Origin of the sequence: Parafrankia sp. EUN1f (genome assembly GCF_000177675.1) — a bacterium.
Classification (GTDB): domain Bacteria; phylum Actinomycetota; class Actinomycetes; order Frankiales; family Frankiaceae; genus Parafrankia.
Map to the genome: position 1 here is coordinate 15,820 of NZ_ADGX01000041.1, position 17,205 is coordinate 33,024.

13 protein-coding genes are annotated in these 17,205 nt (G+C 72.1%); 3 read left to right on the forward strand and 10 right to left on the reverse strand.

Going from position 1 to position 17,205, the window contains the following annotated elements; all coding sequences use genetic code 11:
• Positions 1 to 29: 29 nt before the first annotated feature.
• The 3 genes from FREUN1FDRAFT_RS14565 to FREUN1FDRAFT_RS14575 form a co-directional block, all read right to left on the reverse strand.
• Positions 30 to 3,842: an indolepyruvate ferredoxin oxidoreductase family protein gene (locus FREUN1FDRAFT_RS14565; RefSeq protein ID WP_006540849.1), complete on the reverse strand. Its 3,813-nt coding sequence runs from the start codon at positions 3,840 to 3,842 to the stop codon at positions 30 to 32.
• Positions 3,839 to 5,089 carry an amidohydrolase family protein gene (locus FREUN1FDRAFT_RS14570; protein ID WP_006540850.1) on the reverse strand — a complete coding sequence of 417 codons (1,251 nt, stop codon included), beginning with the start codon at positions 5,087 to 5,089 and terminating at the stop codon, positions 3,839 to 3,841. The genes FREUN1FDRAFT_RS14565 and FREUN1FDRAFT_RS14570 overlap by 4 nt, the downstream gene beginning before the upstream one ends.
• 171 nt (positions 5,090 to 5,260) lie before the next feature.
• Positions 5,261 to 6,337, reverse strand: a complete 1,077-nt coding sequence (locus FREUN1FDRAFT_RS14575; RefSeq protein WP_006540851.1) for a Zn-dependent alcohol dehydrogenase — start codon at positions 6,335 to 6,337, stop codon at positions 5,261 to 5,263.
• Positions 6,338 to 6,522: 185 nt separating this feature from the next.
• Between FREUN1FDRAFT_RS14575 and FREUN1FDRAFT_RS14580 the strand changes: the two genes are divergently transcribed.
• Positions 6,523 to 7,338, forward strand: a complete 816-nt coding sequence (locus tag FREUN1FDRAFT_RS14580; RefSeq protein WP_006540852.1) for an SDR family NAD(P)-dependent oxidoreductase — start codon at positions 6,523 to 6,525, stop codon at positions 7,336 to 7,338.
• 96 nt (positions 7,339 to 7,434) lie between these two features.
• Here FREUN1FDRAFT_RS14580 and FREUN1FDRAFT_RS14585 read toward each other — a convergent pair whose 3' ends face one another.
• From FREUN1FDRAFT_RS14585 to FREUN1FDRAFT_RS14595, 3 genes are read right to left on the reverse strand one after another with little or no spacing between them, the layout of a single operon-like run.
• On the reverse strand, positions 7,435 to 7,923 hold the full coding sequence (locus tag FREUN1FDRAFT_RS14585; RefSeq protein WP_006540853.1) for a nuclear transport factor 2 family protein: 489 nt from the start codon (positions 7,921 to 7,923) through the stop codon (positions 7,435 to 7,437).
• Entirely contained in the window at positions 7,920 to 9,098 is a 1,179-nt protein-coding gene (locus FREUN1FDRAFT_RS14590) for an aromatic ring-hydroxylating dioxygenase subunit alpha (RefSeq protein ID WP_006540854.1), read from the reverse strand. Before FREUN1FDRAFT_RS14590 ends, FREUN1FDRAFT_RS14585 begins: the two co-directional genes overlap by 4 nt.
• A gap of 3 nt (positions 9,099 to 9,101) precedes the next feature.
• On the reverse strand, positions 9,102 to 10,307 hold the full coding sequence (locus FREUN1FDRAFT_RS14595) for an amidohydrolase family protein (protein WP_006540855.1): 1,206 nt from the start codon (positions 10,305 to 10,307) through the stop codon (positions 9,102 to 9,104).
• Between the two features lie 681 nt (positions 10,308 to 10,988).
• Here FREUN1FDRAFT_RS14595 and FREUN1FDRAFT_RS42995 point away from each other — a divergent pair.
• On the forward strand, positions 10,989 to 11,540 hold the full coding sequence (locus FREUN1FDRAFT_RS42995; RefSeq protein ID WP_006540856.1) for an excalibur calcium-binding domain-containing protein: 552 nt from the start codon (positions 10,989 to 10,991) through the stop codon (positions 11,538 to 11,540).
• Between the two features lie 110 nt (positions 11,541 to 11,650).
• Here FREUN1FDRAFT_RS42995 and FREUN1FDRAFT_RS14605 read toward each other — a convergent pair whose 3' ends face one another.
• The 4 genes from FREUN1FDRAFT_RS14605 to FREUN1FDRAFT_RS14620 are packed head-to-tail and all read right to left on the reverse strand — an operon-like array spanning position 11,651 to position 16,258.
• Positions 11,651 to 12,832 carry an acyl-CoA dehydrogenase family protein gene (locus FREUN1FDRAFT_RS14605; protein WP_006540857.1) on the reverse strand — a complete coding sequence of 394 codons (1,182 nt, stop codon included), beginning with the start codon at positions 12,830 to 12,832 and terminating at the stop codon, positions 11,651 to 11,653.
• Complete coding sequence (locus tag FREUN1FDRAFT_RS14610) at positions 12,829 to 14,097, reverse strand: acyl-CoA dehydrogenase family protein (RefSeq protein WP_006540858.1); 1,269 nt, start codon at positions 14,095 to 14,097, stop codon at positions 12,829 to 12,831. Before FREUN1FDRAFT_RS14610 ends, FREUN1FDRAFT_RS14605 begins: the two co-directional genes overlap by 4 nt.
• Positions 14,094 to 15,119 carry an acyl-CoA dehydrogenase family protein gene (locus FREUN1FDRAFT_RS14615; protein WP_006540859.1) on the reverse strand — a complete coding sequence of 342 codons (1,026 nt, stop codon included), beginning with the start codon at positions 15,117 to 15,119 and terminating at the stop codon, positions 14,094 to 14,096. Before FREUN1FDRAFT_RS14615 ends, FREUN1FDRAFT_RS14610 begins: the two co-directional genes overlap by 4 nt.
• On the reverse strand, positions 15,116 to 16,258 hold the full coding sequence (locus FREUN1FDRAFT_RS14620) for an acyl-CoA dehydrogenase family protein (protein WP_006540860.1): 1,143 nt from the start codon (positions 16,256 to 16,258) through the stop codon (positions 15,116 to 15,118). Before FREUN1FDRAFT_RS14620 ends, FREUN1FDRAFT_RS14615 begins: the two co-directional genes overlap by 4 nt.
• Positions 16,259 to 16,342: 84 nt before the next feature.
• On the opposite strand from FREUN1FDRAFT_RS14620, the gene FREUN1FDRAFT_RS14625 reads away from it, so the two are divergent.
• Positions 16,343 to 17,158 carry a FadR/GntR family transcriptional regulator gene (locus tag FREUN1FDRAFT_RS14625; RefSeq protein WP_006540861.1) on the forward strand — a complete coding sequence of 272 codons (816 nt, stop codon included), beginning with the start codon at positions 16,343 to 16,345 and terminating at the stop codon, positions 17,156 to 17,158.
• The last annotated feature ends 47 nt before the right edge of the window (positions 17,159 to 17,205 follow it).

The following is a 17,205-nucleotide window of genomic DNA, read 5'->3' on the forward strand; positions in this document are numbered from 1 at the left end:
TGGCCGCATGCGAACCGGAAGCGCCTGGATCACGAGGATCCGCCGTCTCCGTCGCCGTCGGCGGTGGCCGGAACAGCGCCACGGGCGGCCTCGAGCTCGCCTCTCAACCGGGTGACCTCGTCGCGCCATCTCGCCACGGCGGCCTCCTTGATCTCCCCGTAGCCCTTCACCGCAAGCGGGGAGCGGGCGGCCCGCAGCAGCGCCTCGTACGGCACCGCGGGCCCCGGTTCGAGCAGCTCGGTCATGAGCCGTTCGAACTCCTCGATCACGGCGCGCTCGGTCCGCCGGTCGGCGAGCAGGCCGAACGGGTCGAACGGCGTCCCGCGCAGCGGCTTCATCGCGCGCAGCAGGCGGAACGCGGCGGCGTAGGGCCGGCCCATCGGGAGCTTCTTCGACATGCCCAGCGCGCGCAGCACCGGCGGGTGGAGGTGGTAGGTCACCTGGTACGGGCCGTCGATGCCCAGCTCACTCGCGACCTGGTCATAGTCGACCTTCAGGTGCAGCCGGGCGACCTCGTACTCGTCCTTGTAGGTCAGCAGCTTGAACCAGGCCTCGGCCACGGCGCGGGTGAGCTCCCACCCGTACTCGGCTCCGTCGCGGGCCGCCGCCTTCTCGACCAGCCCCACGAAGCGGCGTGCCAGCCCGGGACCCGAGTAGTCGATCACCTGCGCGGTCCGGCGGACGAGTAGATCGCGCAGTTCAGGCAGCTCACGCAACTCGCTCGGCAGGGCCGAACCGTCGACCAGCGGCGCGGCCCGGTCGAGCGCCGCCGGCGATGGATCGTGCAACGCCGGGCCGCTCGCCGAAGCCCTTCCCCCCGCCGCGGAACCACCCGCCGCGGAACCGCCCGCCGACGGGCCTGCGGGGCCCACTGCCAGGCAGGCCTCGACCGCGGCGGGGTCGTGGGCGGCCCAGCGGCCCCACTCGAACGCCTCACGGTTCGCGGCGGCGGCCCGGCCCTGGCGGCGCAACGCGGCCTCGAGGTCGTCCAGGGTCAGCGGCAGCCCGCCGAGCTGGAACGCGGCCCCGAGCAGGACGACGTTGCCGAGGAGCTGGTCGGCGAAGACCCGCTCGGCGATCCGCCGCCCGTCCACGAACGCCGTTCGCTCGCTGCCGAGCCGGCCCTCGACCGCTCGGCGCAGGTCGTCGGGATCGGGCGCGGCGGCGTTGCCCTGGAGCATCGCGGTGGTCGGGGTGAGTTCCGCCTCGACCACCGCGATGGTGTGCCCGGGCCTGGTCCGGCCCAGGTTGGAGGCGGTCGCGGCCTGCAGGATGTCTCCGGAGAGATACAGGTCCGCGCCGCCGGACCCGACTGTGGCGGACCCGATCTCGGCCCGGGACGTCGCGAGGTTCAGGTGCGAGACGACCGCGCCCGCCTTCTGCGACAGCCCGGTCTGGTCGACGCCACCGACGACGAGGCCAGCCGATTCGGCCGCCGCGGCGATGATCCGGCTCGCGGTGACGATGCCCGTCCCGCCGATGCCGGTGAGGTAGATGCCGTACTGGCCGTCGACGCGCGGGGCGTCCGGCACCGGCAGGGTGCCCGCCGGGAGCGCGGGCCGGGCGTCCCGGCCACGCCGGCGCCGGCCGCCCACCGAACCGGCACCAGCCCCCGAACCGGCACCACTTTCCGCTGCCGCACCGCTCCCCTGCTCCGGGATGTCCGCCTTCGGCGCGGGCCGCGCGGGCCGCGCGGGCCGCAGGCGCGACGGGCGCTTCGGGCGCACCGTGACGAACGACGGGCAGTCGCCGTCCAGGCAGGTGTAGTCGCGGTTGCAGGACAAATCGTCGATACGCCGCTTGATCCCGAGCTCGGTCTCGACGGGCAGCACCGACAGGCAGTTGCTCTTGGTGCCGCAGTCGCCGCAGCCCTCGCAGACGGCCTCGTTGATGACGACCCGCCGGGGCGGTTCGGGCAGCTCACCGCGCTTGCGCAGCCGTCGCGCCTCCGCCGCGCAGCGCTGGTCGTAAATGATCACCGTCACGCCGGTGACGTCGCGCAGTTCCTCCTGGACCTGCGGCAGCGCATCGCGCCCGCGTACCTGGACCCCCCGCGCCCAGCGGGCCCGGCGCCCGTACCGCTTCGGGTCCTCCGCGCAGACGACGATCCGCCGCACGCCCTCGGCTTCCAGCGCCCGGGTCATCGCCGGGACGTCCATCAGGCCGGTGACGTCCTGGCCGCCGGTCATGGCCACGGCAGCGTTGTAGAGGATCTTGAAGGTGATGTCGGCGCCGGCCGCGACACTCGCCCGGATGGCCAGTGTCCCGGAGTGGCTCAGCGTGCCGTCGCCGAGGTTCTGGATGAGGTGCGGCTCGCCGACGAACGGCGACAGCCCGATCCACGGGACGCCCTCGGACCCCATCGGCGTCGGCGGCATGCTTGTCATGCCCTTGTTGCGGCTCTCGAAGTACATGATCCCGTGGCAGCCGACGCCACCGCCGACGAGCGCGCCGTCCGGGAAGACGGTGGAGCGGTTGTGCGGGCACCCGCTGCAGAACCCGGGCGACCGCGAGGGCAGGTCGATCAGCGGCAGCGGCACCGGCACCCGCCGTGGCCGGGCGGCACCGGAGGCGCCCGCCGCCCCGGCCCCGGCGGCACCCGCACCCGCATCCGCATCGGCAGGTACGGCCAGCTCCGGGCGCACCCGGGTGAGCGCCTTCGCGATCACCGCCGGATCCAGCTCGCCGACGCTGGAGAGCAGCGTGCCGCCGCCGACGGCCCGCTTGCCGTGGATCGGCGTCAGGACCCCCGCCTCGTGCAGGACCGAGCGCAGGTGCGTCTCGACGAACGGCCGCTTCTCCTCGACGACGACGATCTCGTCGACGGACCGGGCGAACTCGGTGACGGTGCTCTCCACCAGGGGATACATCATCCCGAGCTTGAGCACCCGCACGCCCGCGGCGGCGAGGTCGCCGGGACGCACACCGAGATCGGTGAGCGCCTGGACGACGTCGAAGTACGTCTTGCCGCCGCAGACGACGCCCAGCGGCGCGCCCGGGGCGGCGCCGACGACCCGGTCGAGGCCGTTGCGGCGGGCGTAGGCGGCGGCGGCGCGCAGCCGGTGGTCGACGACGAGCGCCTCCTGGCCGGGCACCGCGTGCGGGCCGATCGTCACCTGCGGCCGGTGCCGCCACGCGACGCCGTCGACGAGCACGTCCGAGTCCGGCGGGTCCACCGGGTCGTGCCGGTCCAGGTCGAGGTCGACACTGCCGACCCCGTCCGCCACCGCGGTGACGATCTTCATCCCGACCCAGGAGCCGCAGTAGCGCGAAAGCCGGTAGGCGTGGACGCCGAGGTCGAGGACTTCCTGCTGGTCGCCGGGGTACAGCACCGGCACGCAGGCGTCCTCGAAGGTGAAGAGGCTTTCGCAGGGCAGCGTGGACGACTTGGCCGTCGGGTCGTCGCCGCAGAACATCACGACGCCGCCGCCGGGACCGGAGCCCATCGCGTTGGCGTGCTTGAGGACGTCGCCGCAGCGGTCGAGGCCGGGCGTCTTGCCGTACCAGGCCCCGACGACCCCGTCGACCTCGGTGTAGCCGCTGACCGCGCCCATCTGGCTGCCCCACACCACCGCGGCGGCGAGCTCCTCGTTCAGCCCGGGGCGGTGCACGATCCGGTGCTCGCCGAGCGTGGCGCCGAGGCGTTCCAGCGTCAGGTCGAACGTGCCCAGCGGGGAGCCCGGGTAGCCGGAGACCATCGTCGCGGTCGTCAGTCCGTCCCGGGCGTCGACCTGCTCGCGGACCACCAGCAACCGGGCGAGGGTCTCGACGCCCGACAGCAGCTTCGCCGCCGCCCGGGCGGGGCGCGCCGCGGCGGCTTCCGTTCCCACCACCGCGGTCATGGGTAGAGCCTCGGGTTGACGTAGGCGAACTCGCCGCCCTTGAGCACCGCGCGACGGCGGTCCGGGTTCTGCAGGACGGTGATGTCGGTGGTCGGGTCACCGTCGACGATCAGCAGGTCGGCGAGCGCGCCGGGACGGATCTGGCCGACGTCGAGGCCGACGAGCGGGCCCAGGTCGCGGGTGGCGGTGTTGATCGCCTCGACCGGGCTCATACCGACCAGCTCGACGTAGCGCTCCAGCTCGGCGGCGTAGGTGCCGTGCCGGGTCCACTGGTGGCCGAAGTCGCCGCCGGCGACGATGCGGATGCCCTCGTCGCGCAGCAGGCGCAGGCCCTCGACCTGGGCGTGGAACTCCTTCTCGTACCCGGCGCGCTCGATCTTGTCCGGGGTGACGCCCCACGGCTCGGCGTGGCCGCTGACCATGGCGTAGAGGTAGTGCAGACCGGGGCACACCCAGACGTCGTCGCGCCGGGCCCGCAGCTCGCGCAGCGCGACCTCGTCGAGGAAACAGGCGTGGTGGATGAGCCGCACCCCGGCGCGGGCGGCCATCGCGACGCTGGCGGAGCCGCGGGCGTGGACGGATATGAACGCCCCGTGCCGGTCGGCCTCGTCGACGGCCGCGGCCAGCATCTCGTCGTTCATGTAGAGGTCGTCGGAGGGGTACTCGGGGACGATCCCGTCGCCGGAGATGAACAGCTTCAGCACCCGCACGCCGGTGTCGCACTGCCGGGCGACGGCCTCGCGCAGGTCACGGGCGTCGGTGACGACGATGGTCATCCCGGTGTCGGCGCTGATCGCGCCCGCCTCGGTGATCATCGTGCCGCTGGGGAGGATGCGCGGGCCCGGTAAGTAGCCGCGGTCGATCGCGTCCCGGGTGCGGATGTCGTCGAAGGGCTGGGAGACCCCGGCACCGATGACGAGGGTGTAGCCGCTCTCCAGGTAGGTGCGGGCCACCGCGGCGACGTCGAGCGCGTGCGGCGCCGCGGGGGCGTTCGCCACCGAGACATGGTCGAAGACGAAGTCGAGTGGCCAGCTCAGGTGCACGTGGGCGTCCCCGAGCCCCGGCAGGACGGCCGCGCCCCGGACGTCGACGACCCGCACCGCGTGCTCGTCCACCGCCAGCCGCCCGGCGCTGACCTGGGCGACGCGCTCACCGTCGAGCAGGATGTCGCCGTCGGCGATCACTCCCGCCGGCTGCTCCGCGCAGGTCACTATCCGGGCGTTCCTGATCAGCGTGCGCTCGGTCATGGTCGCGTTCCCCTCCCGACACGTCGGCGACAGGTCTCACCCGCCGCCACCCGCCCAACCCCAGCTCGCCCAACCCCGACTCGCCCGAGCTCCAGCTCGGCCGAACCCCAGCTCGGCCGAACCCCAGCTCGGCCGAACCCCAGCTCCGCCAGACGCCAGCTCCGCCAGACGTCAGACGATCACGGTTCGGATGCCTTCGGCGCGGTTGAGCAGGGCGATCCCGTCGTTGATCTCGTCCAGGCTGATCTTGTTCGAGACCATCGAGCTGAGGTCCAGCCGCCCGCTCTCGGCCAGCCGGATGAATCGGGGCATGTCTCTGAGAATCTGCGCCCCACCCACCACGGAGCCAGCGATGCGCTTGCCGGAGAAGATCGCGGAGATCGCCGGCAGGGTCAGCGTGGCGTCCTTCGCGGGCATGCCGACCAGGGTCACCGCGCCCTCGGCCCGGGCCATGTCGAAGGCCTGCACCATCAGGGCGGGCAGCCCGACGACCTCGAAGCTGTAGTCGACGCCGCGGCCCGCGGTCAGGTCGCGGACCTGCGCGACGGGGTCGCCCTCGGCCGGGTCGATCACGTGGGTCGCCCCGGCGAGCAGGCTCGTCTCACGCCGCCCCGCCGACAGGTCGATGGCGATGATGGTGGCCGCGCCGGCGATCCGCGCACCCTGGATGACGGACTGCCCGACACCACCGCAGCCGATCACGGCGACGGACGAGCCGGGGGTGACCCCGGCCGTGATGAGCGCGGCACCGAGCCCGGTGGTCACTCCACAGCCGATCAGCGCGAGGTGCTCGTCCGGCAGGTCGGTCTGGACCGCGATCACCGAGGCCTCGTCGACCACCATCGCCTCGGCGAACGTCCCGCAGCCGCACACCGCGGGCGCCTGGCGGCCGTCGGGCAGCGTGAAACGCGGCTTCGCCTTGACGGGACCACCCAGCTCACAGTGGTTCGACATCCCGTTGATGCACCACCAGCACGAACCGCAGGCCGGCGAGACGGAGGCGAGCACCCGGTCGCCCACCCGCACCCGGCGGACCTCCGCGCCGACCTCCTCGACCACGCCGCAGGCCTCGTGGCCCGGCACGGTCGGAAGCGGCAGCGGCGAGAGACCGTTGATGACGGTCAGGTCGGTGTGGCAAATGCCGCTCGCCCTGATCCGGACCAGCACATCCCGCGGGCCGACCGCGGGCTGCGCGACATCCTCCAGGACCAGCGGCTTCTCGGCTTCGTAGGCGACGGCGACCCGCACGGACGATCCTCCTATCGGCACGGGCAGGCGGCGGCACGGGGAGACACGTGCGCCGGGTCCGCGCAACAGCGCCGACAATATTTCAGTAACCGCTCACTCCGCAAGACCTCCCACATTTGCCGTAAGTATGTGAGCACTCTGTTATCATTCGGCCTGACAACGGTGCCGACGATGGTGAGGTCCTCGTGGGGTCCCTGGATGGCCGCATAGCAATCGTCACCGGCGCCAGCCGCGGCATCGGCGCGAACATCGCCGAGCGCCTCGCCGGCGAGGGAGCAGCCGTGGCCCTGGTCGCCCGCACCGTCGACGCGGGTTCCGCGCCGCTGCCGGGCTCGATCTCGGAGACCGTCGAGCGGATCCGGGCCCGCGGTGGCGAGGCCGTCGCGATCCGGGCCGACCTCACCGACCCGGCGGACGTCGAGACGGTCATCGAGCGGGCCGAGGCGGCCCTCGGTCCGGTCGACATCCTCGTCAACAACGCGGGGGTCAACTTCTACGGGCCCGCGCTCGACATCACCCCCCGGCGCTACGCGCTGATGTTCCAGATGATGGTCCACGCCCCCTTCCGGCTCTGCCAGCTCGCCGTTCCCGGCATGGTCAGCCGCGGCCGGGGCTGGATCGTGAACATCACCTCGAAGCAGGCCCGGCACCCGCTCGGGCCGCCCTATCCGGACTGGTCGCGCGACGGCTGCGTCCCCTACGGCATGTGCAAGGCAGCGATCGACCGGCTCTCCACCGGCCTCGCCGCGGAGCTTGAGGGCACCGGTGTCGCCGTCAACGCGCTCGGGACGGCAGGCCTGGTCATGACGCCGGGCGTCGCCGTCGTCTCCCCGCACACGCCGGACAACGTCCCGGTCGAGCCGGACAGTGCGATGGCCGACGCGGCCCTGCGGCTGTGCGGCGTGGACCCGGCGACCGCGACCGGAAAGATCGTCTACAGCATGCACTATCTCGACCAGCCCTTCCAGGAAGGCCCCTGGGCGCTCGCCGAGACCTTCTGAGGCTCACAGACACAAAGCGCAAAACCGAGGCGGCCACCCTCTCAGCTCGGGGGCGGCCGCCTCGCGCTCAGGTTGTCGCTGCCAGGCAAGATGCCGCTAGGCCGGGTCGAGCGTGGCCAGCAGCAGGGCGGTGTCCTGCTGGAAGACCCTGATCTCGCGGATCACACCCGCCCGCACCCGGATCAGCTCGACGACGTCGACCGTCGCCGAGCGGCCGGTGGACGTCGCCGTCCAGGTCTGGGTCGTGAGCTGGACGACCAGCTCACCGGCGTCCCCGGACTCCCCGGATCCGCCAGCGTCCCCGGAACCGCCGGCTGCGGTGCCGGTGCCGGTGCCGGCACCGCAGCCGCTGATCCTGGTGTCGCTGATCGTGCGGCTCCAGTAGCGGGCGAACTCGACGCCCATCTGCTCGGCGCCGGCGTGCCCGGAGTACCAGCCGCCGTGTGGGAGGGACGCCGGCTGCTGGATGCGGATCTGCGGGTCGAACAGCGCGAACGCGCCGTCCCGGTCACCGGCGAGGAACCGCCGGGCCAGCTCCTCCACCACGGCGGCCGGGCTCTCCCGCGCGAGCGCGTTCCCGCTCACGCCTCCCGGACTTTCCGCTGTTCGCGGTAGGCCGCCACCGCGGCGGCGAAGTTACGGTGCAGGTGCTGCGGGGCCGGCTCGTTGCGGCCGAACACGACCGTGTCGAATCCGCCCGTGCGGACACCGGGCTCCGTGCGGCCGGCCACCCAGAAGTCCTCACCGTCGACGACCGTCTCGCAGATCCACGGTGCCATGTCGACGGCCTTGGCGCGTTCCGCCTCCGAAAGCCCGGGACGCAGGTAGACGGAGTGCAGGACCTGGGAGGTGGCGCTGCCGGTAGGCATGATCTGCCACAGCTCGATGTGCCGGCTGTCGAAGGTCATGCAGGTGTTCGGGAAGAGCGAGTACTGGTAGCTGAAATGCTGCGTGACGTCGCCCCATTCGCCCTCGGGCCGGTCGATCAGCTCGTCGATCGAGCGCAGCGCGGAGCAGTTGCGCAGGTGCGCGCCGAAGGCGTCGAAGGTCAGCACACCTCCGTACGCGTAGGTCCGCAGTGTCTTCCGGTGCAGGTAGTTGAAGTGGTAGTTCTCCCGGAAGGTGTCGAGCGTGACCTTCCAGTTGGCCCCCACCTCGTGGATGTGCGGCGCGTTGTGCGGCGCCCACCCGGCGAAGTCGAGCATGGCCAGCTCACCGGCGAGCTGCGGGCCGAGGTAGGCGTCGATGTCCAGCGGCTCGCCGCCCGGCCGCAGCCGGCCGACGATCAGCCCGTACCCCTCGACGACCGGCAGCTCGACGAGCCCCTTGTCCTCCCGGCACATCCCGTCGAAGTACTGCTCGGACGGAACGCTGACCAGGCTGCCTTCCAGGTCGTAGGTCCAGGAGTGGAAGGGGCAGCTGAACCTCTTGGCCTTGCCCGTGCCGTCCGCCAGCCGCACACCACGGTGCCGGCAGGCGTTCGTCAGTGCCCGGAGCTGGCCGCCCGCGTCCCTCGTCAGCAGGATCGAGGTGCCGCAGATGTCCACCGTGTGGTAGGTCTCCGGGCCGGGCAGGGCACCCGAAAGGCACAGCACGATCGGCTGGTTACGGAAAAGCGCCTCGAACTCGTCGGAGAAGTACCCGTCCGAGTAGATCTCGGTCGACACCTCGAGCACCGAGTCGACCACGTCGGTGGTGTTGTTCTCGATGTGGTCGAGCAGCCGGCGTACCAGGCTGTGGTCCAGCGACTCCCTGTCCACGCCTCAGACCTCGATCGTCGCCGGGTCAGCCGGGGTGAAGTCGTAGACGCGGCAGGCGTTCCCGACCGCGATCTTGTGCTGGACGTCCTCGGAGAGGTGGGCGAGCCAGCCGCTGGCGAGCTTCGAGGTGTCCGGCCAGGTGGAGTCGGAGTGCGGGTAGTCGCACTCCAGCATCACGTTGTCCTCGCCGATGATGTCCAGCAGCCGGATGCCGGCCGCGTCCTCGATGAATGTGCCGAAGACATGGTCGCGGAAGAGCTGGCGGATGTCGGTGTCGAGGTTGAAGCTGGCCGCGCCCTTGGCCTCGCCGCGCTCGTGGCTCGCGTTCATGTCGATGTCGAAGCGCGACGCCCAGAACCGCTGCTTGTCGATGACCTGCTCGGCCCGCTCCAGGAAGTACGGAATCCAGCCGATCGAGCCCTCGGAAAGCGCGATCTTCAGGTTCGGGAACTTCTCGAACTTGCCGCTGAACAGCCAGTCGAGCAACGTGCCGGCCTGGTTCGCCGCCGCCGAGTAGGCCATGAACGCCAGCGTCGGCATGTCCGGCGAGGTGCGGATCAGGTTCGACGAGGAGCCGACGTGCATCGAGACCACGAAACCGGTCTCGTTGCAGGCGTCCAGCATCGGGTCCCAGAAGTCGGTGTGGATGGACGGGAGCCCGAGCTTGGTCGGGTTCTCCGAGAAGGCGATCGACTTGGCGCCGCGCGCCGCCGTGCGCCGGATCTCGGCGGCGGCGGCCACCGGATCCCACAGCGGGATGATCATCATCGGGATGAAGCGCCCTGGGTAGGCGGCGGCGAAGTCCTCGAGGATGAAGTCGTTCCAGGCCTGCACGCCCAGCAGGGCGAGCTCCTTGTCCTTCGCCTCGTGGAACACCTGCCCGCAGTACCGCGGGAACGACGGGAACAGGATCGAGGAGAGCACCAGCCCCTGGTTCATGTCGGCCACCCGGGCCGCCGGCTCGTAGCAGCCCGGCCGCATGTCCTCATACGAGATCGGCTCAGGCGAGAACTCCTCGCGGGACTTGCCCGCGACGGCGTTGAGGCCGGTGGTGACGATCTGCCTGTCCTCGTAGACCCAGAACTCGGACGTGCCCTCGCGCACGATCCGCGGGCCCGTGTCGCGCCACTTCTGCGGGAGCCGCTCCTGCCAGAGCCGTGCCGGCTCGATGAGATGGTCGTCGACTGAGATGAACCAGCCCAGTGTCACGAGTCCTCCCTGACGGCCACCCACTCGACGGCCACGCACCTGACGGTCACAGGAGCGATCGCCCCGTAAGAAAGCGAACGCTCACCTATATGTTAGCCACGGCACGCCCCCGGCACCAGCCACACCGGCTGGCACGCCTCACTCCGGGGCCGTCGGCCGTTGCGGCGGAGGGTCACCAGGCGGCCGGCGGGATCAGTGGTGCGCACTCAGTTGCTCCTTTGTCACTGTTCCGTGCCGCCTACCACTCCCGCTAGTCGCTACTTTCGGTAGCCGTCGAGGTGGGATCGGGTAGCGACCTGCCGCATCTCAGTGGATGGCATGATCTGGCCGCCGGCGGTCAGCACCGCCCGAGAGGCAGAGCCATCCGAAGCATTGAGGCTTTTCGTCGTTCCAACGACCACAAACCTCGGACCTTGCTCGGCAGCTGCGGCTGCCTGAGGCTCGGGATCTCGCGGCAGGCTCTCCAACGACCAGGATCCTCAACCGCTCACCGTGCCAGCCCCAACCGCGCCGCCGCCGGGCGCCGCCAGGCGCCACCAGGCCGTCAGCCGTTGAAGAGGGTCGCCAGGCGGCCAGTTACACCGAAGTCCAGGAATCGCACCGAAGTCCAGGCCGGAAAGGCTTATACCTGGACATACACGACGTAACAACAGGAAACTCCCGCAAATGCGAGCACGTGCGATGGCCAGAAGGCCAGCGGAGTGGAGCGCCCAGGCGATCACATGGGCCCGCCTGCACCCGCGGGCGAGCAGCGGCATCGGCGGGGTCTTCCTGGTCCTCCTCCTCGTCGTCGCCGTACTCGTGCCCGCCCAGGGGCCCGGCAACGCCAGCACCGCCGCGACCAGGACGGACCTGCCCCCGGCGACGACGAGCCCTGCGGGCGGCGGCTCACCGACCACCGCGCCAGCGCCGCCGTCAGTGCCGGAAGTGGTGTCCGTCCAGGAGGCGGCGCCGACGCCGGCAGCACCTCCGGTGACCCGCCGGCCGCAGCCCACGGCACCGGCGCTGCCGGTCGCCGCGTCGACACCCGCGAGCCGGCAGAAGACCACCCAGAAGGCCACCAAGCCCGCGCCGAGCGCCACGCGGAGCCCGGCGAAGGCCACCCGTTCACCGGCCGTCTTCTACGGCTCATGCCTCACCGCGCGTCTCGCCGGGGCGGCTCCGCTCTACGAGGGTCAGCCCGGCTACTCACGCTGGCTCGACTGGGACGGCGACGGAGTCGCGTGCGACTGACCCGGGCCAGTCGCACGCGCCTCCAGACGGTTCGCCGAACCTCAGGGAGCGGCTGAACCTCAGCGAGCGGTGAACCTCAGAGGGCGGTGAAGCTCAGAGGGCGGTGAAGCTCAGAGGGCGGTGAAGCGGGCGGCGAGCCGGGCGCGGTGAGCTGCCGGGGCACCGAACAGCGAGCGCCCCAGCAGCGCTCGCTTCAGGTAGACGTGGACCCCGCCCTCCCAGGTGTAACCGATGCCGCCGTGCAGCTGCATCGCCGCGCCGGCGATGTCGACCGCCGCGGCACCGAGGTACGACTTCGCCCGGGAGACGGCCACGCTGATCTCCTGATCGTGCGGACCCGCCGGATCCTCCGCCGCTGCCAGCGCCCGCACCGCCGCGGCGAGGAGCTCCCGCCCCACCGTGATCTTCACGTGCATGTCGGCGCAGGCGTGCTTCACCGCCTGGAACGAGCCGATCGGACGTCCGAACTGCCGGCGGGTGCCGGCGTACTCGACGGTGGCTTCGAGCATCGCCTCCGCCAGCCCCAGGCTGTCGCAGGCCACGGCCAGCGCGGCTCGGTCCAGCAGCCGCCGGGCCGAGGCTGCGGACGCGGCCGGGTCGGTTCCGCGGAACCGCCACACCGCGCCCGGGTCGACCTCGGTGCCTTCCACCACTACGGTGCCCAGGTGGCGGGTCTCGTCGAGCACCGGACGATCGGACACGGTAACCCCGGGATCGGTCGGGCGCACCGCGACCACGACCGGCGTCCCGGACTCGTCCGCGGCGAGGAGCAGGATCCGGTCGGCGCCGGCCGCATCGGGAACGAAGTCCGCGCTTCCGCTCACCACCATTCGACCGGCCCCGGGCTGGTCGCCCTCGCTCACCGGCGCGGCGGCCAGACGGAACGCGGTCACGTCGCCGTCGCTGTCGCCGGTGGGCAGCGCGAGGGCAGGGCGCTGCTCACCCGCGGCGACCGCGCGCAGCAGCTCGTCCCGGGCGGCACCCGCTTCGAGCAGGCCCAGGGCGCCGACCCCCAGCACGGCCGTGCCCAGGTACGGCGTGCTCGCCGCGGCCCGGCCCAGCTCGTGCAGGACGACCGCCACCTCGGCGAAGGTCGCGCCCGCCCCGTCGAACTCCTCCGGGATCTCCAGACCGAGCCAGCCGGTGTCGACGAGCAGCGACCAGTCGACGGTGGGGTAGGTCTGGTCCGGCCCGGCCTTCGCCGCGTTGCGACGCAGCAGGTCACGGGCCACCACGCGCAGCTCGCGATGCAGCTCCGCCAGCTCGCTTTCGCTCATGGCGACGTCGCTCATGCCGACGCCGCCGGTTCCCGGGGCAGGCCGAGGCCGCGCTCACCGATGATCGTGCGCTGGATCTCGCTGGTCCCGCCGGGGATGGTCCACTCCCACGATCCGATGAAGTCCAGCACCCATGCTCCCGACTCCCAGCCGCTGGACGCGGGCTTACGCAGCTCGGCGTGCGCCGGCAGTCCGGCGACCTCTACGGCGAAGTCCATCGTCCGTTGCAGCAGCTCGCTGTAGAAGAGCTTGACGACCGAGGCGTCCGCCGGGCCGGCGGTGTCCGCCTCGTGCCGTTCGACCAGCCCGCGGCACAGCGCCCGCAGGCCGGTGATCTCGGTCTCCAGCTCGGCGAGCCGGTCGGCCACCCGAGGGTCGTCGACGGGACGTCCGCCGCCGGGCCCCGGGGTGCGGCAGGTGTCGACCAGCCACCGGAAGCCCGCGTTGCCGAGCCGTTCAGCCAGCTCCAGCATGGTCATCCCGCGTTCGGCGGCCAGTGTCGCCTGGGCCACCTGCCAGCCGGCGTTGACCGGGCCGACCAGGTTCTCGGCCGGGATCACCACCCCGTTGAGGAAGATCTCGCAGAAGTGGGAGTCGCCGATCGCGTTGCGCACCGGACGGACGTCGACACCCGGCGAGCGCATGTCCATCAGGAAGTACGAGATGCCCTTGCGCTTGGGTGCGTCGGGATCGGTGCGGGCGAGCAGCAGGCACCAGTCGGCGTGCGCGGCACCGCTGGCCCACAGCTTCTGCCCGTCGACGACGAACGTGTCACCGTCGCGGCGGGCGACGGTGCGCAGGCTGGCCAGGTCGGAGCCCGCCTCCGGCTCGGAGAAGCCCTGCACCCAGATCTCGCCGTCGAGGATCGCGGGCAGATGCCGGCGGCGCTGCTCGTCGGTGCCCGCGACGAGCAGCGTCGACGCGGCGTGATGGATCGAGACGAAGCCGAGCACGAGCCGCGGCGCGTCGTGCGCGGCGAGCTCCTGGTAAAGGACGACCTGCTGGGCGACGGGCATCCCACCGCCCCATTCGGCGGGCCAGTGCGGGACGGCGTAGCCGGCGGCGCGCAGCTGCTGGAACCAGTCCTGCTGGAACGCGGCGAACTCCTCGGCGGAGGCGCCGGTCTGGGCCCGTCGCCAGTCGGACGGAACGTTCTCCCGGCACCAGCGCTGGACCTCGGCGCGGAACTCGGCGAGATCCACGGGGCCAGCCACACTCGCGCCACTCGCCGTGCTCCCGCCGCTCCCGGTGCTCCCGCCGCTCCCGGTTGGGATCGTCATCGGGGCTGCACCTCGAGCTGCGTGGCGAACGGGCCAGCGAGGCCGATCCGGCCGATCCGCTGGGTCAGGTGGTCGCGGGTCGCCGCCTGGCCCAGTGGGAGGCGGCGCAGCGGCTGGCTGTACCGGGAGATCCACGACAGCGTCGTCTCGTCGCAGAAACCCATCGCGCCGTGGAGCTGATGCGTCACCCGGAACACCAGGTCGGCGGCCTCCAGCGCGGCGAGGCGCAGCGCGAGCGCGTCGTCCACCGCCTCCGGGCGGCCGGTCGCGACCGCCCACAGCGCGTATTTCGCCAGCTCCTCGACGCCGACCCGTTCGACCTCGGCGTCGGTCAGCTGGAACTGCACGCCCTGGAACCGGGCGAGCGGCTGGCCGAACTGCTCCCTGGCCAGGACGTGGGCGCGGGCCAGCTCCATCGCGCGGTCGAGCATGCCCAGCAGGGTCCAGCAGGGCAGCACCAGGCCGAGGGCCAGATCGGCGAGGCCGTCGGCCGGCCCGTCGATGGCCGGGAGATCCGGGACCGGGGCCGGGATCGGATCGGGGATCAGCTCCGTCACGAAGGCGGTGTAGCGGGGCGAGCCGACCGGCTCCGCGGCGGTCGCGAGACCGCGCCGGCCGTCGAGGGTCACCGTCGACCAGCGCGGGCCGAGCCCGGCGACCGGTGCCGCCGGCCCGGGGCCGGAGCGCGGCCCCGGCTCGGTTCCGGCGATCACGACCAGGCCTTCGGTGGATGCGTCGGTGGAGCCGTCGGTGGGGCGGCACAGCCGCTCGGCCACCGGGTACGGCAGCGCCCACCAGCCGGCGGCCTTGCACAGCGCGGCCGCCGCCTCGAGCTCGTCGGCGCCGCCGCGGGGGTCGAGCTCCCAGGCGCCGAGTTCGTCCAGCACCGGTTCGACGAGCTCGGCCCGCCGGGCCGGTTCCCGCTCGGCGTCCTGGACGAGCTGGTCGCCGCCAGCAGCCTCGAAGGCGCGCAGGGCCGTCCGGCCGAACTCGACGGCCTCCTCGCTCAGCTCGGTGTTCACCGCGCCGCCAGCAGGGAGCGTGCCATCAGGATCCGCTGCATCTCGACGCTGCCGGAAGCGACGGTTGCGGACACCGAGTAGCGGCGGTGGTCCTCGACGGCGCGGCGGAACCGCCGGCCGTCCTCGTCAGGCAGGGAAGCACCGGCGACGATGTCCATGAGAACCTCCGCGCTCTCCTGGTCCAGTCGGGTCACGGCGATCCGGTAGGCCGCCGAGTCCTCCGGGCGGATCCGACCGCCGGACTGCAGCGACACGACCCGGTAGGCGAGCAGCCGGGCGCGGCGGGCGTGCACGAGCATCCGGGCCCAGCGGCTGCGCAGCTCGTCGGGCAGCTGGTCCCATTCGGCGCCCAGCGCCGCCGGCGCGGCCTGCAGCAGGCGCTCGCAGCGCGCGTACCGGGCGATGCCGACCCGTTCAAAGGCCAGCACCTCCTGCACGATGGCCCAGCCCCCGCCGACGGTGCCGAGGACGTCCGCCTCGGTGACCCGCAGCTCGTCGAAGAAGACCTCGTTGAGATGGTGTGGGCCGATCATGCTCGGGATCGGCCGGACCTCGATCGCGGGGTCGGACATCGGGACCAGGAAGATCGTGAGGCCCTGCTGCTTGCGCTGCTCCCGCGAGGTGCGGGCCAGCAGGAAGCACCACTGCGCCATGGTGGCGTAGGACGTCCACACCTTCTGCCCGCTGACCCGCCAGCCGCCGGTCTCGGGGTCCGGCGCGGCTGTGGTGCGCAGTGATGCGAGGTCGGAGCCGGCCTCGGGCTCGCTGAAGCCCTGGCACCAGATCACCTCACCCCGAGCGATCGGGGGGAGGTGCTGGGCCTGCTGCTCGGCGGTGCCGTGCCGCATGATCGTCGGACCCACCCAGTTGACGCCCATGTACTGCGCGCCGCGGGGCTCGTGGTGCGCCCACATCTCCTCGCGGACGACGGTCTGCTCCCAGGGGGTCGCGTCACGCCCGCCGTACGCCGCCGGCCAGGCCATGCACAGCAGGCCGAGGTCGGCGAGCGTCCGGCAGAAGCTCTGGGCGACCTCGAGATCGGCGGGGTCGTCGGTGAAGGCACCCAGAAAGTCGGGCGGCACGTGCTTGTGGACCAGTTGACGCAGGTCGCGCCGGAGTGCCGCCACTCCCTCGCCCATGTCGTATTCCATGAACGGCAGACAGTAGTCGCAAACCGCTCAACCTTCAATACTTATAAAGATAAAGAGGCGTATGATCCTGGTGTGCCTACCAGCCGCCCGGGACGAGTCTCACAGGTCAGGATCGCCGAGACGGTCGCCGCGGCGCTGCGCGAGCGCATCCTCACCGGCGACTACCAGCTCCCGACCCAGGACCAGCTCGTCGGGGAGTTCGGCGTGAGCTACCCGTCCGTCCGGGAGGCCATCCGGATCCTGGAGACCGAAGGCCTGGTCACCGTGCGGCGCGGCAAGGTCGGCGGGGCCGACGTGCACCGGCCGGACGAGACGTCCGCCGCCTACCATCTCGGGCTCGCGCTGCAGGCCGGTCGGGTCACCCTCGGCGATCTCGCGGTCGGCCTGCAGACGTTCGAGCCGCAGTGCGCGGCCCAGTGCGCGCTCGCCACGGCCGCGGACCGCAGCGAGCGGATCGTGCCCGCGCTGCGGGCGAACATCGAGGCCACAACCAGCCTCGTCGGCAGCGGCGACGGCAGCGCGTTCACGCATGCGGCCCGGGAGTTCCACGAGCTCGTCGTCGCGCTCACCCCGAACGCGACGATCCGCCACATCGTCGGCAGCCTGGTGGCGCTCTGGTCGGCGCAGGAACGGACCTGGGCGGAGTCGGTCACCAGCCGGGGCGAGTATCCCGACGAGGTCGAGGCCGAGCAGGTCGTCCGGGCTCACCGCCGACTACTCACCGAGATCACCGCCGGGCGGGCGACGGCCGCCGAGCGGATCGCCCGCGCGCATCTCGTCGCCTCCCAGGCCTACCTGCTGGACAGGTTCGACGACAGCGTGGTCACCGTCACGAACGCCCGGCCGCTCCAGGCGCCGGGCGTTCCGAGCCCGCTGTGGCGGGTCTGAGCCCGCTGTGGCGGGTCTGAGCGGCGGGTCTGAGCGGCGGGTCTGAG

Coding starts and splice junctions, on each gene's coding strand:
- FREUN1FDRAFT_RS14565 (WP_006540849.1), bottom strand. CDS start 3,842: ATGACCGCGGTGGTGGGAACGGAAGCCGCCGCGGCGCGCCCCGCCCGG.
- FREUN1FDRAFT_RS14610 (WP_006540858.1), bottom strand. CDS start 14,097: ATGACGATCCCAACCGGGAGCGGCGGGAGCACCGGGAGCGGCGGGAGC.
- FREUN1FDRAFT_RS14620 (WP_006540860.1), bottom strand. CDS start 16,258: ATGGGCGAGGGAGTGGCGGCACTCCGGCGCGACCTGCGTCAACTGGTC.
- FREUN1FDRAFT_RS14570 (WP_006540850.1), bottom strand. CDS start 5,089: ATGACCGAGCGCACGCTGATCAGGAACGCCCGGATAGTGACCTGCGCG.
- FREUN1FDRAFT_RS14605 (WP_006540857.1), bottom strand. CDS start 12,832: ATGAGCGACGTCGCCATGAGCGAAAGCGAGCTGGCGGAGCTGCATCGC.
- FREUN1FDRAFT_RS42995 (WP_006540856.1), top strand. CDS start 10,989: ATGGCCAGAAGGCCAGCGGAGTGGAGCGCCCAGGCGATCACATGGGCC.